We start from the raw sequence: 15,995 nt of genomic DNA on the forward strand, positions 1-15,995 counted from the left end.
CGGTCAGTGCTCGGTGGCCGCGGCGACTTCGGCCGCTTCGGCGAGCGCTTCGAGAAAGCGCGTGCGCCACCAGTGCACGTCGGTCTTGCGCACGATCGCCATCAGCGCCGCATGACGCTGGCGGCGTTCCTCGAGCGGCATCGCGAGCGCGCGCTGGATGGCCTGCGCGGTGCCTTGCGTGTCGTACGGATTGACGAGCAGCGCCGACTTCAATTGCTCGGCCGCGCCCGCGAAACGCGACAGCACGAGCACGCCCGGGTCGGTCGCGTCCTGCGCGGCGAGGAACTCCTTCGCGACGAGGTTCATCCCGTCGCGCAGCGGCGTGACGAGCGCGACGCGGCTTGCGCGGTAGAGACCCGGCAAGCGCTTGCGCGCAACGGTGCGGTGAATGTAGCGCATCGGCATCCATTCGAGTTCGCCGTAATCGCCGTTGATCGCGCCGCACAGGCTGTCCATCTCGCGCCGCAGGTCGTCGTAGGCGCCGAGATCCTCGCGGCTCGGCGCGGCGATCTGGATCAGCGTCGCGCGGTTGCGGTTCTCCGGATACTGTTCGAGCAACTGGCGGAACGCATGCACGCGCTGCGGCAGCCCCTTCGTGTAGTCGAGCCGGTCGACGCCGACGAGCAACTGGCGGCGCGAATATTCATCGCGCATCCGATCGAACATGTCGATGCCGTCGCGATCGCGGGCGAGCGACTCGAACTCGTCGACGTTGATGCCGATCGGGAATGCACCGGCCGACAGCGTGCGGCCGAATGCGCGCAGGCGGCCGTCCGGCAGCCGCGCGGCACCCGCTTCCGCTTCGACGTAATGCTCGAAGTGCAGCAGGTCCGATTCGGTCTGGAAGCCGACGAGGTCGTACGCGAACAGCGAACGCATCAGCCATTCGTGTTCCGGGATCGCGGCCATGATCGGCGGCGGCGGCATCGGGATATGCAGGAAGAAGCCGATCGGATTCGGGCAACCCATCGCGCGCAGTTCGGCGGCGAGCGGAATCAGCTGGTAGTCGTGTACCCAGATGGTGTCGTCGGGCCGCAGCAGCGTGCGCAGCTTGCGTGCGAACAGCTGGTTCACGCGCCGGTAGCCGTCGGCGAAGCGGCGGTCGAATTGCGCGAGATCGAGCCGGTAGTGAAACACCGGCCACAGCACGTTGTTCGAATAACCGAGGTAGTACGCGTCGTAATCCTGCGGGTCGAGGTCGATCGTCGCGAGCTGGATGCCGCCGACATTCTGGATCTGCACCTCGTCGCCATGCGTGGGCTGATCGTCGCCGCCGCGTAGCCTGCCGCTCCAGCCGAACCATACGCCGCCGGTTTCCTGCAGGCTGTCCTTCACGGCAACGGCGAGGCCGCCGGCCGCGGCTTTACGGGGATCTGCAATGCGATTGGATACGACGACGAGTCGGCTCACCAGCTCTCCTGACGATTGTTGGGGGAAAGGGTCGTGCGGCCGGCGGCGCGAAGCGGACGCCGCCATCGCCGCGCTGTGCGCGATGCGATGAGGCCGCAATGCAATCGGACGGGAGTCAGGGCACGCGATTCGCCGTCCGAACGGGGAGTGCTCTTTTTAGGATACTCGTCATTCGCCAGTTTTAAAAGGCTGCATCCGAGAGCGGCGCGGGCGCGCATGCGGCGTGATGGGCATGACGTTGGCGTGACGTCGGTGTGGCAGTACGCGATGCGAGGGCGAGGTCGACACTTGTGCGGCGCTGCAAACGTGGCCTGCGCCGCTGCATAGCGGAGGAAGGCGAATGCCGTGCGGGGATTGATCTCGGTGTGCGTGCGGGCATGCATGCGGACACGCGCACGCGCACGATGCCGCGACGATCGACGGCGATGGCTTGCGATGCGGCTACGCCGATGCGCGACCTACATGCATGCGTGCCGTGAGCGCGCGACGCGGATCGGCGACGCGCGACGTCGTGCATGGGTGCAAAGCACGCCGGACCCCGACGCTGCGCTGCCGCACCGCGTGCCGCGCGCGGCCGCGCATCGCGCGGTGCGCGCAAACCGCGCAAACGAGACGCAGGCGGACCACCGGCGCAGCATGCGCATCATCGCCTCCTTTCCGTAGCCGTCATGCGACAGCCGGTTGCCAGTGATGCGTGTCGGCTGCTTGCGCATGCATGCCCGGCGACGCGACATGCTCGCCGGACGGCATCCGGAACGCGGAGACCGTTTCGGACAGTTCGCGGCCCTGCGCCTCGAGCGACTTCGATGCGGCCGCGGCCTGTTCGACGAGCGCCGCGTTCTGCTGCGTCGTCTCGTCCATCTGCGTGATCGTCAGGTTCACCTGGTCGATGCCGCGGCTCTGCTCGGCCGACGCGGCCGCGATCTCGCCCATGATGTCCGTCACGCGCGCAACGGCCTGCGTGACATCGGACATCGTCTTGCCGGCTTCGCCCGCGAGCGCCGAGCCGCTCTGGATCGTCTGCACCGACGCGGAGATCAGTTCCTTGATTTCCTTCGCCGCCGTCGACGAGCGCTGCGCGAGACTGCGTACCTCGCTCGCGACGACCGCGAAGCCACGGCCCTGTTCGCCGGCGCGCGCCGCTTCGACCGCCGCGTTCAGCGCGAGAATGTTGGTCTGGAACGCGATGCCTTCGATGATGCCGGTGATGTCGGCGATCTTCGACGAACTGTTGCCGATCTCCGTCATCGTGTCGACCACGCGGCCGACCACCGAGCTGCCGCGTTGCGCGACATCGGACGCGTTCGCGGCGAGCGTGCTCGCCTGTTGCGCGTTTTCCGCGTTGAGCCGTACCGTCGACGTGAATTCCTCCATCGTCGCGGCGGTTTCCTGCAGCGACGCGGCCTGTTCCTCGGTGCGCTGGCTCAGGTCGAGGTTGCCCGATGCGATCTCGCCCACCGCATGCGCGATGCTGTTCGACGAATCGCGCACGCGGCCGACGATGCCGATCAGCCGTTCGTTCATGGTCCGCAGCGCGTCGAGCAGGTCGCGCGTCTCGTCGTTGCCGCTCACCTGGATGCGGCTGCCGAGATCGCCGTTCGCCACCGTGCGCGCGACGTCCACCGCCGAGCCGATCGGCGCGGTGATCTTGCGCGTCAGCCACAGGCCGCCGCACGCGGCGATCACGACGGCGATCAGGCAGATGCCGGCCAACAGGTTGCGCTCCATCGCATAGCGATCCGCGAATTCCTGCGCGATCGCGAGTTCGCGGTCATGCGTATAGGTTGCGTACGCGTCGGTCGCGCGCACCAGCTGTGCGAGCAGCGGGCGGCAATTGTCGTCGATGTCGGCCGTCGCCTCGTCCTTCTTGCCGGCCTGCGCGAGCCCGACGATGCGCAGCGCAACGGGGCCGTAACTGGTTTCGATGCGCACGATGTCGGCCACCAGTTCGCGCGCGCGATCGGAGGTGTCGGTCGCGCTCGCCATCATGTCCTTGAGCTTCGCGAGATGTTCCTGCACGTCCTTGTGCGCCTGGTTCACTTCGGCCAGTTCGAGCTCGACGTCGGACGGTTTGGTCACGAGCACGAGATTGCGCGCGGCGATCGCACGCCGGTCGACCGCGGTGCGGATTTGCGCGGACAGGGTTGCCCGTGCATTGATGCCGTTCATGTAACGGGAAAACTCGGCGTTGGTATCGGATAGCGCCTTGAGAGCCATGCCCGACACGATCACGACGACCGCGGCGAGCAGGCCGAAGCCGCCCAGGAGTTTTGTTTTGATGCTCATTCTGGCGATTTTCACGTTGTGCCTCTGCGCGTGTGGTTGGCAAATGGAATTTATTTTTCGACCAGATACGGGCTCGTGCCGGCATTAACGGGTATCCCGGATGATTCTTTACCCTTCGAAAACCCTGATATTAGTTTTTTTAGCGATGAAAGCCTTGTGGGGCAGGGCGGTATTGATTCTTGTCAAAAAACGGCGGATCACCCGTGATTCGAAAATTTATACGCAGAATTTGAAACCGGTTTTATTGGTAAAACAAAAATCATCTTTTTGTTAATAATCGTCTGATGATTTTGTTTCAATTTATGGGTGAATAGCGGAATTTCCTTGCGGATGAATCGGGAGACGGGAACCGGTACGCGTCATTGGCGTGCGCTGCACCATGCGGGGGTAATGGCGGATAAACGGAAATCGGCGGCGAATCTTTGTCGCGCCACGGGCCTGCGGCGTCAACCGCAGGCCCTGAGAGGGTCAGAACGTGGTGCGCAATCCGGCCATCGCGCTGCGGCCGCCTTGCGGCGCGAAGCCGCGCACGACCGAGGTCGAGTAGCGGATTTCCTGGTTCGTCAGGTTGTCGCCGCGCAGGTAGGCGAGCCAGTGCGTCGGGCCGACGCGGAACTTGTAGGTCAGCATCACGCCGAGCGACGTGTAACCGTCCGTCGAGAAGTCGTTGTCCGGCACGCGGTGCTGCGACCATGCATGCGTGACCTGCGCGCGTGCGCCGAACGGGCCGTAGCCGTAATCGGCCGCGAGCGTCGCGCGCAGCGGTGCGATGCGCGGCAGCGGCTGGCCCGTGTCGACGTTGCGCGCGTGCGTGTAGTCGGCCGTCAGTTCCAGGTCGACCGTATGGCCGCGCCGCGAGAAGGCGCGCCACTTGCCGTCGAGCTCGATACCGTAGAACTCGGCGCGCACGCCGCGATAGATCGCCTCGTTGAGCGAGCCGTCGGTGCCGGGTGCGACGGGCTCGCCGTCGTCGTTCACGACGCGGCCCGTGTTGTATTCGGTCAGGTAGTTCGAGAAGCGGTTGTAGAACACGCCGACGCTGCCGCGGTTCGGGCCGCTCGCATAGCGCAGCGACAGGTCGGTCGATACGGCCTTTTCCTTTGACGCGTTCGGGTTGCCGATCAGGAACTGGCCGGTCGCATCGTGCGGACCGTTCGAATACAGCTCGTAGAACGTCGGTGCGCGTTCGGTGTACGCGACGTTCGCCGCCACCGACCACACGGGCGTCAGCGAGAACAGCGCGCCGGCCGACAGGCTGCCCGCATTGAAGTCGCGCGGCTGCGCGCCCGCGAATTTCTCGACACCGGCCGGATCGGGATCGACCTTCACATGCTCGAAGCGGCCGCCGAGGCTCAGCTTCAGCGCCGGGACGACCTGCCATTCCTCGAGGCCGAACAGCGCGACGCTGTTCGTGCGCGTGGACGGCACGAGCATCTCGTCGCCGAGTGCGGAGAACGTGTTCTGGCCGAACTGCACACCGATCGCGCCTTCGAACGGGCCGATCTTGCGGTGCTGCGCCTCGATGCGCGCCTCGTAGCCGCGGTTGCGGAAGGTGGTTGCGGTCTGGCCGTTGTCGACTTCCTTGTGGCGGTAGTCGGTGTACGCGAAATCGAATTTCAGCTTCGTGAACGGCCCGTTCAGGTTGCGCACCTCGGACGCAAGCGCGAGGCGTTCCTGGCGCATCCGCAGCCGCACGTCGCTCTCCGCGACGGAGCCGTAGTTCGACTCGTAGCCGCTGTACGACAGGCCCGCGAAACCGTCCGCCCACGTGTACGACGCGCCCACCGCGCCGCCGTGCACGCGGCCGTCGCTGTTCGGCACGCTGCCGACCGGCTGCGGCGTGTCGGGGCCGTCGATCGCGCGCTGCTCGCTGCTGCGCGCGTAGCCGGGAATTCGCAGCTTGCTCGTTTCGCGGTCGAACGCGTCGACGTGGAACGCAAAGCGGCCGTTGCCGCCTTCGACCTGCGCGGCGCCCGCGCGCACCGAATTCGCGCCGCCGTAGCGTGCGTCGACCGCACCGGTCACGCCCTGGATCGCTTCGCGCGGAATCCGGTTGTCGATCGTGTTGACGACGCCGCCCACCGCGTTGCCGCCGTACAGCAGCGCGGCCGGGCCGCGCACGATCTCGACGCGCTCGATCGACAGCGGATCCTGCGGCACCGCATGGTCGTACGACAGCGACGACGCGTCGTAGGCCGCGACGCCGTTCTGCAGCAGCCGGATCCGGTCACCGTCCATCCCGCGGATGATCGGGCGGCCGACCATCGGCCCGTAGGTGGTGGTCGACACGCCGGGCAGCCCGTTGAGCGTTTCGCCGAGCGAATCGGCCTGGCGGCGCGTCAGCGCATCGCCGGACAGCTGCGCGGTCGGCGCGATCAGTTCGGTGTCGCCGAGCGGGTTCGCGGTCACGAAGATCGGCGCGAGCGGGGCGGCGGACGGCGTGCCCGATGCGGCGGGCGCATCGGCTTGCGCGTGCGCGGCGGCGGCGAACAGCATCAGCGAAAGGGGCGAGAGCGGGCGAAGCGGTAGACGAGGGAGGTCGCGCATGGTCGATGAATCGGTTGGAATCGGATCGGATAACGAGCGATGCGGGTCACGACTGGATACGATATATTGTTGCGTCTGTGACGCGGAGTGACCCGTTGGGACATGGCTCGGCGAGGCTCGGCCACCCACAGTGGAACGGCGTCAGGCGGACGAGCACGCGAAATGATATGTTATATCGTTTCGAATTCCAAGCCGAATGGCAGGATCTCGTCGGGTTTCTGTCGGATCGGTGAAATGGGGGGCGAGAGCAGAAAACCGGCGATGGAAAGTGTCGGCCGGCATGCGTCGGGGCGTCGACTGCATGAAACGGTTCAGCCGGCTTCGGAAAATATGCGCGATGAGACTGTGATAGATTTCCGTCGCGGCTAATTTGCCGCGAACGTTCTCAGGGCGGGGTGAAATTCCCCACCGGCGGTAATCGCGCGATTGCGCGTAGCCCGCGAGCGCTTGCCGGGGATGGTTGTCACGGCAAGGTCAGCAGACCCGGTGTGATTCCGGGGCCGACGGTTAAAGTCCGGATGAGAGAGAGCGGGGTTCGTTGCGTACGCAAGGTACGCGGCTTGTCCCTGTGCGCCCATTCAACTCACACAGGATCAGCCGATGACCCAGATTTCTCACGTTTCCCCAACTACCGCTCCCCGTATCGCTTTTGTGCAGTCGTGCTGGCACAAGGAGATCGTCGACCAGTGCCGAATCGCGTTTGTCGATGCACTGGGCAACGCGAACATGGGCGAATCGGATTGCGATTTCTTCGACGTGGCCGGCGCCTTCGAGATTCCGCTGCATGCCAAATTGCTCGCGAAAACCGGCAAATATGCGGCCATCGCCTGCGCAGGGCTGGTTGTCGATGGCGGCATCTATCGCCATGACTTCGTCGCGCAAACGGTGATTTCGGGCCTCATGCAGGTGCAGCTTGAAACCGAGGTGGTGGTGCTGTCGGCGGTGCTGACGCCGCATCATTTCCATGGATCGGACGAGCACGTCAAGTTCTTCCACGAACACTTCCTCGTGAAAGGTGCGGAGCTCGCGCACGCATGCGTCGATACGATCGGCAAGGTTGCGGCGCTCAAGGCGGAATCCGCGGCCACTGCGATGAAGCAGGCCGCCTGACGCGTGTGCCGCGTGATTTGACGCGCGACACACGCTGTTCAGGGCGGGCCGCCGCGCGACGGATGACGTCGCGTGGCGGCGTTGCGGTCAGGTTCGCGTCATGGCGCGAAGAACACGTCCGTGCGGTTCGTCAGATTGCCGGAGTTGGTCTGGACGAAGAACGGATGGAACGACGATGACGGGCCGACGTCGAGGCCCTGATAGTCGCCGATGAAGAAACCTTCCGCGTTCGGCGCGAGCTTCATGTCGAACGGGCCGCCGACGCGCCGTTCGGCGACGAACGTGGTGCCGCCGTCGAGCGAGATCTTGCGCCAGAAGCCCGTCGGCAGCGTCGTCGTGTTCCCGGCCAGCAGGTCGCGGAAGTCGTAGTGGGTGACCATCACGGCGCCTGCGTTGTCGACACGCACCGACGGATTGAAGGCCGGCCGGCCGGTCGGCGTGTTGACGTGCAGCGGCGCGCTCCAGGACGCACCGCCGTCCTTGGACGTCGATAGCGCGATCTCGTCGTACTTGCCGCCGTTGAAACGGCTGTCCTGCCACACGACGTAAAGCTGGCCCGACGCGGGATCGATCGTGGGCTCGGGAATGATGTCGCCGGTGCGCACGGGTTCGCCGGTGTTCGGGTCCGTCACGCCGACCGTCTGCAGCCCCGCGATCACCTGCGGCTGCGTCCACGTCGCGCCGTCGTTGGTCGACTTGATGAACGCGACCTTGCCGGCGGCCTTGCTGAACGGCGGCTGGATCAGGTTGAAGAAATCGTAGAGCGTGCCGCTCTTCGGATCGACGACGATCTGGTTGCCGATCGTCTGCTGGCGCGACCGCACGTGGACGATGACCTTCGCCTTGCTCCACGTCTTGCCGCCGTCGGTCGTCTTCGAGAACAGCGTCGGCCCACGGAACGCCTGCGTGTGCAGGTTCGCATACGGGTTGCCGTTCGGCAGTTCGAGGCGGTCCCATACCGCGTACGCGGTGCCGGCCTTCACCGGGTTCGCCGTCACCGATTCCTTGTCGTTGAAGAACTGCGTCGTCGGTTCGTTGTTCGCGACCAGCAACGCGGGACTGCTCCACGTCTGCCCGCCGTCGGTCGATACCGAGCCGGCGACCGCGTTGCTGTTGTTCGACTGGTTGAACGTGATCGCGACCGAGTACGCAGTGCCGTCCGGTCCGATCGATACCCACGGGTCCGACGCGCGTTCGTACGACAGCCCGCCCGGCGCGCATGCACTGAACGGCTGCGTCGTCCGTGCCCAGGTGGCGCCGCCGTCGAACGTGTAGCCCGCGACATGGCCGTGCGCGCCACCGTTCGACCAGCGGTCCTGCTGCCACACGCCGATCATGTTTTGCGGGTTGGCCGGATTGACCGCGAGCCACGGTTCGACCTCGGCATTCACGTAGACGGTGCCGGGCCCGCCGATGGTGCAGGCGGCGTATGGACTGGGGCCGGACACGAGCACGGGATCGGCATGCGCGGCGGCACAGGCCAGTGCCATCGCGGCGGGCAGGCAGGTGAAAAGCGGGTGGGACACGATAGTGCGTCGCATGGACTGCTCCTCGTTGACGTGCGGCCGCGATGGTGCGGTGGAACGAGGCCGTGCGAACCGATCCGCAGCGGCACGGGCCGCCCGGGTCGGGGTGTCGCGGCGACGCGCACGATGCATGCCGCCGGGACGTGTCGTTCAGGATGCCGCTTCAGCCATCGCGATCCGCGTGCGCTGGATACCGCCAGCACTTCGGTCAAGACTCCTATTCGTTTTTATTGCTTGTGACGGATGTGTCGTTGATGCCGCCCTGCGGGGAGGCCGGTTCGGGCAGGCGAAGAATGCGTAGAAGTGGATTGCAATGTAGTTGATCCGGATGCGGCGAGGCAGGCAATTTTTTGTAACAGCACGTAGCCGGAAAGCGTTGCCGAACGAGAGCAAACGCGCGGGCAAAATTTGCCGTGGCGAGCACGCGAAATCGAAACGGAAAGATGAATTGCTATTGTTTCCGCTCGACGTACGTTGCTCAGCGTTCCGCCGGAAAGCGGTCCTGCAACGTGTGCAGCCAGCGCGCGACGACATCGAGTTCCGCGTCGGAAAACCCGTCGCCCAGCTTGCCGTTCAGTTCGCGCAGCAGCACCCGCGCACGCTTGAGCGCGGCGTGGCCATCGTCGGTCAGGTACAGGCGTGTCGCGCGGCCGTCATCCGAATCGGCGTGGCGTGCGAGCAGGCCGGCTTTCGCCATCCGGTCGGCGAGCCCGGTCATCGCGGACGGCGCGAGCTGCAGCGTGGCACCGACTTCGCCGATCAGCGCGCCGTCCTGCTTCGCGAGACAGAACAGCACGCCGGCCTGCGCGGCACTCGCGCGCGTATCGGTCTCGGCCTTGCGGTCGATCCAGCGCTGCACGCGCCGCTGGCCGATGTTCAACAGGAAAAACAGTCGTCGGTCTTCGCTCAAGCTGGGTTCCCGGCTGCAATGGAGAGGGAGGGTCGGCTCGCGCCGCGTGGCGTGTCGAGCGCCTGCGCGAGCCAGTCGGCCACGTCGGGCCACAGCACGGCGCCGGGCCGGCTGCGGAAGAAGCCCATGTGCCCGACCGGGCCGCTGCCCGCCGCGCGCGGATCGATCTGGCGGCGTTCGACTGCCGCGCGGGTCAGATAGCTTACCAGCAGGTCGATCGCGGTCGGGTTCGCCCACGGATCGTCGTCGAAGCCGAGCGCGAGGATCGGCAGCTGCTGTTTCGCGAAGCGCTCGGCCGCACCGAGCGTCGGATCGTCGAAGAAATAGCGCGGCAGCGTGGTCCAGCGGCTCCATTCGCGGAACACGCCGGCCGGCAAATCCTCGCCGAGCCCGAGCCGCTTGCCGGGCACGTAGCCGAGCAGCGCGGACATCAGCGGGCCGAGCACACGCAGGATCAGCCGCACTTTCAGGCGCTCGGTCGCTTGCTTGATCAGGCGCGTGCTGCCCGCATGCGCGGCGACGAGCACGGCCGCGCGCAGGTGCGTCGTGCCGGCGGACAGCCCGATCGCGTGCCCGCCGACGCTGTGGCCGACCGCCAGCAGCGGCAGCCCGGCGTGCGTCTGCCGCGCCCACGCGGTTGCGGCGCCTACGTCGAGTTCGATCCAGTCGCGCATGCTCGCCTGCAGCGCGTTCAGGCGCGCGGGCCGCGACGTGTCGATGCCGCGGTAGTTGTAGGTCAGCGCAGCGAAGCCGCGCTCGGTTAGAAAGCGTGCGAATCCGGCGTACAGGCGTTCCGGCACGGCCGTCGCCGGATGGATCAGCACCAGCGCGCGCGGTTCGGCGTCGGGCGTCCACAGCGTGCCGCGCAGCAGGTAACCGTCGATGGCGGAAAACTCGATGGGTTGGGAGGTCATGGCCGTCCTCGTTCCGGGTAGTTATTTCGTATGCGAAATATAGTCCGGGATTTATTTCGCGCACGAAATATCTGTCGAGGAATCATTCGAACGACGGGGGCCGGAGGTTGGCACCCGGCATCGGGCGATCGCACTTTCTTCATAAAATATTTGCATCTTTCGATAGCAGAATATTGCGTTTGTCTCATGGAGCGGACCGACGTATCTTCACCGGTTCCATCCGCTGCGCCGGCCGCTGCGCAACGCGGACAACGAGGCGCCGCCGCCGTGCGGCAGCCTGCCAACCCTCCGGGAGATCACGTTGCTGAGCCGAATCGTCACGGCGCTCGTGCTGGCGCTTGCCGCGCAGCCGGGCATCGCGAAAGACACCGTCACGCTGCGCGTCGGTGAACAGAATTACTTCAACATCCAGGCGTCGATGGAGGCGTCCGGCGTGCTGAAGGACCTGCCTTACACGATCGAATGGAAGCACTTCCAGGCCGCCGCGCCCGTCGCCGAGAGCCTGAACGGCAACGCGATCGACGTCGGCTTCCTCGGCGATTCGGCGCTGCTCACGCTCGCCGCGCGCGGCGCGCCGGTCAAGGTCGTCGCGGTGTCGCGGCAGAGCCTCGACGGCGTCGCGATCCTCGTGCCGAAAAATTCGCCGGTGCGTACCGTGGCCGACCTGCAGGGCAAGACCATTGCCGTGTGGCGCGGCGCATGGAGCCAGCAGCTCGTGCTGCGCGCGCTCGAACATGCGGGCCTGCGCGCGGATTCCGTCAAGTACGCATACCTGATGCCGATCGACGCGACCAATGCGCTCGCGAACGGCTCGGTCGATGCCGTGTCGCTGTGGGAGCCGTTCGTCAGCACGCTCGCGTTGCGCCAGGGCGCACGGCCCGTGACGACCGCGCAAGGGCTGATGCCCGCGCTGAGCTTCGTCGCCGCGAACGAGCAGGCCGCGTCGGGCAAGCGCGCGGAGATCGCCGATCTCCTGCGGCGCGTCGTCGCCGCGCGCCAGTGGGTCGACAACCATCCGCGCGAGTACGCGGACCTGTGGGCGAAACGCGCGAAGCTCGAGCCCGACGTCGCCTACCGCTGGCTCAATAACGCGAAGCAGCGCGTGGGCCCCGTCGACGACGCGGCCGCGAAGGACGCGCAGAACACGGCCGACTTTTTGCACAAGGCCGGCGTGATTCCGGCCGCGTACGACACGTCGAAGCTGCTCGACCGCTCGTATGCGGGCGCATTCGCGGCACCCGCGCAAAAGACGGCTGCCGCGCAGTGATCGTGCCGCCCCCTCCACGATTTCCGATCGAGAACCAGAAGGACATTCCGACATGCCAGTCGACATCATCGGCATGATCACCGCGACGCCCGGCGCGGAGGTCGACGTACCGGGCGGCGCGGCCGTCCAGCCCGACTACGTGCGCCGTTTCGCGCAAGCGCACGAGGCCGCGGGCTTCGACCAGATCCTGGTCGGCCATTTCAGCAACGCGGCGGACGGCTTCATCGTCGCGTCGTTCGCGGCCGCCGCGACCGAACGCATTCGCATCCTGCTCGCGCACCGGCCCGGCGTGATCGTGCCGCCGGCCGCCGCACGGCAGATCTCGACGCTCGACGTGTTCAGCGGCGGCCGCCTCGCACTGAACGTCGTGTCGGGCGGCGACGACACGGATCTGCAGCGCGACGGCGATTTCGTGGCGTACGATGCGCGCTACCGCCGCACCGGCGAATATCTCGACGTGCTGAAACGGATCTGGCTGGCCGACGCGCCGGTTGACCACGACGGCGAGTTCTACCGGCTGCGCGGCGCGTCGCCGCTCGTGAAGGGCGCACAGCGGCCGCACGTGCCGATCTATTTCGGTGGCTCGTCGCCGGCTGCGCTCGCGGTCGCGGGCCAGCATGCGGACGTCTACATGACGTGGGGCGAGCCGCTTGCATCGGTGCGCGAACAGATCGCGCGCGTGCAGGCTGCCGCCGCACCGTTCGGGCGCGCGCCGCGCATCAGCGTGTCGTTCCGGCCGATCGTCGCGGACACCGAGGCCGCTGCCTGGGAGAAGGCCGAGGCGATCCGCGAGCGCGTGCGCGCGGCACGGCTCGCGAACGGCCAGCCGATTGCCGGTCACGCGCCGCAGAACGCGGGCTCGCAGCGGCTGATGGCAGCCGCCGCGCAGGGCGACGTGCTGGACGAGCGGCTGTGGATGGGTGTCGCGAACCTGACCGGCGCGCGCTGGAATTCGACCGCGCTCGTCGGCACGGCCAAACAGGTCGCGCGTGCGCTCGGCGCGTATTACCGGCTCGGCGTGTCGACGTTCCTGATTCGCGGGTTCGATCCGCTCGACGACGCGGTGGCCTACGGGCGCGACCTGATTCCGGCGATTCATGCGCATGTCGCGGATCTCGACCGCTATCGCGCGGCGGTGACGGCGTAGGCCAGATCAGGCGGCACACCGTACGTCGATTCGCCCCGGCATTTCCATGGCGGAATGCCGGGGCGATTTCATTGCGTGCGTCGTTGTCGTTCCGGCATTCCGTTCAGAACGACGGTAACCCCGGCGGATTGGTCTCCGCGCGCGCGATCGCTTCGCTCTGCAGGCCCCAGCGCGCGAGCGCCTGCCCGTAGCGGCCGCTGTCGATCAGCGCATTCGTCGCAAGCGTCAACGCGGGCGCGAGCCCGCTGCCGCGGCGCGTCGCGATCGCGACATCGGCATTGTTCGGCCAGCCCGCATTGACGACGCCGACGCGGCGAATCTTGCCGCTACGCGCGGCCTCGTACGCGAGCGACGCGTTCGGGTTCAGCTCCGCATCGGCGCGGCCCGACAGCAGCGCGACACGCGCGGTCGCATCGTCGTCGAAATAGAGCAGCTCGGTCGGCTTCAGCCCCTGCGCGACGTTGCGCCGGCTCCATTCGAGCAGGATCCGCTCCTGGCTCGTCCCGGCACCGGTGATGATCCGCAAGCCCGCGATGTCCTTCGGTTCGGCGATCTTCGCGATCGGGCTGGCGGTGCGGACATAGAAGCCATGAAGCCCGAGCCGGTAGGTCGTGAAATCGTATTTCTCCTTGCGCTTCTCGGTCACGCCGACGTTCGAGATCACCGCGTCGTACTTGCCGGACGTCAGCCCGAGCGGCCAGTCGGCCCACGCGATCGGCACCAGCGCGAGCGTGCGGCCGAGCGCATCGGCGACGAGTTGCGCATAGTCGGGATCGGCACCGACCACGGTGCGCGCGTCGGTCGCGTAGGTCGACACGGGCGGCGCGTGCGGCGAAATCGCGACCGTGAACGCGCCGTCGCGCACCCAGCGGTAGCCGGTCGCCGCGCGGATCGCGGCGTCGTCGCGTTCCGCTCGGAGGCGGCCGGCCTGGCGCGGGTCGAGGTCCGCCGTTGCGGCGGCCGCCTGCGCCGCGCGCCACGGCAAGCCGGATGCCGCCACCAGCGCGGCGGTCATGAACTGGCGTCGGTCGATCATCGTGGCGCGCCTCGCAGGTCTCGCAAGTCGGGGGCGGCGCGCATCACAGCACCCGCGACAGGAATGCGCGCGTGCGCGGATGCGCCGGCGCGTCGAGCACGACGGCCGGCGGCCCGGCCTCGACGATGCGCCCGCGCTCCATGAACAGCACGTTGTCCGCGACTTCGCGCGCGAAGCCGATCTCGTGCGTGACGATCACGAGCGTCGTGCCCGAGCGCGCGAGTTCCTTGATCACGTCGAGCACCTCGTTGACGAGTTCGGGATCGAGCGCCGACGTCGGCTCGTCGAACAGCAACACCTTCGGACGCAGCGCGAGCGCCCGCGCGATCGCGACGCGCTGCTGCTGGCCACCGGACAGCTGGCGCGGGTACGCATCGGCCTTGTCCGCGAGCCCGACGCGCGCGAGCAGCGTGCGGGCGGTGCGCTCGGCGGCGTCGCGCGTCACGCCGGCAACGGCGATCGGCGCCTCGATCAGGTTCTCGAGCACCGTCAGGTGCGGGAACAGGTTGAAGTTCTGGAACACCATCCCGACGGCCGTGCGCCGCGTCAGCACGTCGCGCTCCTTCAGCTCGTAGAGCACGTCGCCGTCGCGCCGGTAGCCGATCAGTTCGCCGTCGATGTCGATGAAACCGTCGTCGACGCGTTCGAGATGGTTGATCGTGCGCAGCAGCGTCGACTTGCCCGATCCGGACGGCCCGACGATCACGGTCACGCTGCCGCGCGGCGCGACGAACGACACGTTGTCGAGCACGCGCTGCATGCCGAACTGCTTCGATACGCCGTGCACGGCCACTTCGCCGCCCGTTCGGAGTGCGGCGGTGGCGAGTTCGCTGTCGGCCTGCACATTCGACGCCGCGTTGCGCGCGGTTGCACGCCGCCACAGCACGCCGATGCGAGTAAGCGCGAACGTGAGCACGGACGGCGGCGGATTGCGCAGCGCGCCGCGTGCATAGTGCCGCTCGACCTGCACCTGGATCGCCGACAGCACGGTCAGGATGATCAGGTACCAGACGGTCGCGACCATCAGCAGCGGAATCACTTCGAGATTGCGGCGATAGATCACCTGCACCGTGTAGAACAGTTCCGGCATCGCGAGCACGTACACCATCGACGTGCCTTTCGCGAGCGTGATCAGATCGTTGAACGCGGTCGGCAGGATCGCGCGCATCGCCTGCGGCAGCACGATCCGCGCGGTCTGGCGGCCGCGCGGCAGCCCGAGCGCGGCGGCCGCTTCGAGTTGTCCCTGGTCGACCGCGAGAATGCCGCCGCGGATCACCTCCGCGGAAAACGCCGCGTGGTTCAGCGTGAGGCCGAGCACGGCCGCGAGGAACGGGCTGATCAGGTCGGTCGTCGGCGCCTCGAACCACACGATGTCGGTGAACGGCACGCCTAGCCGCACGTGCTCGTACAGGTAGCCGAGGTTGTTGAGGATCAGCAGCAGCACGATCAGCGGAATCGAGCGGAACAGCCAGACGAAGGTCCACGCGCTCGCGGACAGCAGGCGCGAACGCGACAGCCGGGCCAGCGCGACGAACGCGCCGAGCACGAAGCCGAACACCGCGCCGAGCAGCGTCAGCACCAGCGTGCGCGCGAGTCCCGACAGCACCGGTGGCGACAGGAACCATTCGGCGAACACCGGCCAGCCCCATTGCGGGTTGCCGAGGATCGAATGCAGCGTGATCGCGATCAGCACGACGGCGAGCACGGTGCCGGCCGTGCGCGCCCGGTGGCGCGCGGGCACGATCCGGAAACGTGTGCCGGCGTCGCGCGTGGCGGGGGAAGAGAGCGGCGGCAGCGCGCCGCCGAGGTGGGTCGTGTCGCTCATGTCGTGGGAAGTCCTCG

Annotated in this window: 12 protein-coding genes and 1 riboswitch; of the genes, 4 read left to right on the forward strand and 8 right to left on the reverse strand. The window is 67.1% G+C overall.

Features of this window, described 5'->3' with window-relative positions; all coding sequences use genetic code 11:
- Window positions 1-3: 3 nt before the first annotated feature.
- Window positions 4-1,410 (reverse strand): alpha,alpha-trehalose-phosphate synthase (UDP-forming), encoded by a 1,407-nt coding sequence (otsA, locus tag H3H55_RS23875; protein WP_193100470.1) that lies wholly within the window; start codon window positions 1,408-1,410, stop codon window positions 4-6.
- A 435-nt stretch (window positions 1,411-1,845) separates the two neighbouring features.
- Here otsA and H3H55_RS23880 point away from each other — a divergent pair, with 435 nt between their 5' ends.
- Window positions 1,846-2,073, forward strand: coding sequence for a hypothetical protein (locus tag H3H55_RS23880; protein WP_193100471.1), 228 nt, complete (start codon window positions 1,846-1,848; stop codon window positions 2,071-2,073).
- 3 nt (window positions 2,074-2,076) lie between these two features.
- Here the strand turns inward: H3H55_RS23880 and H3H55_RS23885 are convergent, their stop codons facing one another.
- Together H3H55_RS23885 and H3H55_RS23890 are read right to left on the reverse strand one after the other, a co-directional pair.
- On the reverse strand, window positions 2,077-3,696 hold the full coding sequence (locus H3H55_RS23885; RefSeq protein ID WP_193100472.1) for a methyl-accepting chemotaxis protein: 1,620 nt from the start codon (window positions 3,694-3,696) through the stop codon (window positions 2,077-2,079).
- A 468-nt stretch (window positions 3,697-4,164) separates the two neighbouring features.
- On the reverse strand, window positions 4,165-6,243 hold the full coding sequence (locus H3H55_RS23890; RefSeq protein WP_226800352.1) for a TonB-dependent receptor: 2,079 nt from the start codon (window positions 6,241-6,243) through the stop codon (window positions 4,165-4,167).
- 377 nt (window positions 6,244-6,620) lie between these two features.
- A riboswitch (FMN riboswitch) is annotated at window positions 6,621-6,777 on the forward strand.
- Window positions 6,778-6,843: 66 nt separating this feature from the next.
- Here H3H55_RS23890 and H3H55_RS23895 point away from each other — a divergent pair.
- Window positions 6,844-7,353, forward strand: coding sequence for a 6,7-dimethyl-8-ribityllumazine synthase (locus H3H55_RS23895; RefSeq protein ID WP_193100473.1), 510 nt, complete (start codon window positions 6,844-6,846; stop codon window positions 7,351-7,353).
- Window positions 7,354-7,451: 98 nt separating this feature from the next.
- Here H3H55_RS23895 and H3H55_RS23900 read toward each other — a convergent pair whose 3' ends face one another.
- From H3H55_RS23900 to H3H55_RS23910, 3 genes are all read right to left on the reverse strand, one after another.
- A complete protein-coding gene (locus H3H55_RS23900; protein WP_193100474.1) occupies window positions 7,452-8,894 on the reverse strand; it encodes a sialidase family protein in 1,443 nt (480 codons plus the stop codon).
- Window positions 8,895-9,357: 463 nt separating this feature from the next.
- Window positions 9,358-9,789 (reverse strand): MarR family winged helix-turn-helix transcriptional regulator, encoded by a 432-nt coding sequence (locus H3H55_RS23905; RefSeq protein ID WP_193100475.1) that lies wholly within the window; start codon window positions 9,787-9,789, stop codon window positions 9,358-9,360.
- A complete protein-coding gene (locus tag H3H55_RS23910; protein ID WP_193100476.1) occupies window positions 9,786-10,703 on the reverse strand; it encodes a serine aminopeptidase domain-containing protein in 918 nt (305 codons plus the stop codon). The genes H3H55_RS23905 and H3H55_RS23910 overlap by 4 nt, the downstream gene beginning before the upstream one ends.
- 301 nt (window positions 10,704-11,004) lie before the next feature.
- On the opposite strand from H3H55_RS23910, the gene H3H55_RS23915 reads away from it, so the two are divergent.
- Together H3H55_RS23915 and H3H55_RS23920 are read left to right on the forward strand one after the other, a co-directional pair.
- Window positions 11,005-11,970, forward strand: coding sequence for an ABC transporter substrate-binding protein (locus tag H3H55_RS23915; protein WP_193100477.1), 966 nt, complete (start codon window positions 11,005-11,007; stop codon window positions 11,968-11,970).
- A 52-nt stretch (window positions 11,971-12,022) separates the two neighbouring features.
- Window positions 12,023-13,117 (forward strand): LLM class flavin-dependent oxidoreductase, encoded by a 1,095-nt coding sequence (locus tag H3H55_RS23920; protein WP_193100478.1) that lies wholly within the window; start codon window positions 12,023-12,025, stop codon window positions 13,115-13,117.
- A gap of 103 nt (window positions 13,118-13,220) precedes the next feature.
- Here the strand turns inward: H3H55_RS23920 and H3H55_RS23925 are convergent, their stop codons facing one another.
- Window positions 13,221-14,153, reverse strand: a complete 933-nt coding sequence (locus H3H55_RS23925) for an ABC transporter substrate-binding protein (protein WP_193100479.1) — start codon at window positions 14,151-14,153, stop codon at window positions 13,221-13,223.
- A gap of 43 nt (window positions 14,154-14,196) precedes the next feature.
- The gene (locus H3H55_RS23930; protein ID WP_193100480.1) at window positions 14,197-15,978 is read right to left on the reverse strand and encodes an amino acid ABC transporter permease/ATP-binding protein; all 1,782 of its coding nucleotides are present in this window, start codon (window positions 15,976-15,978) and stop codon (window positions 14,197-14,199) included.
- Between the last annotated feature and the right edge of the window lie 17 nt (window positions 15,979-15,995).

This window comes from Burkholderia sp. Z1 (genome assembly GCF_014893795.1).
Classification (GTDB): Bacteria; Pseudomonadota; Gammaproteobacteria; order Burkholderiales; family Burkholderiaceae; genus Burkholderia; species Burkholderia theae.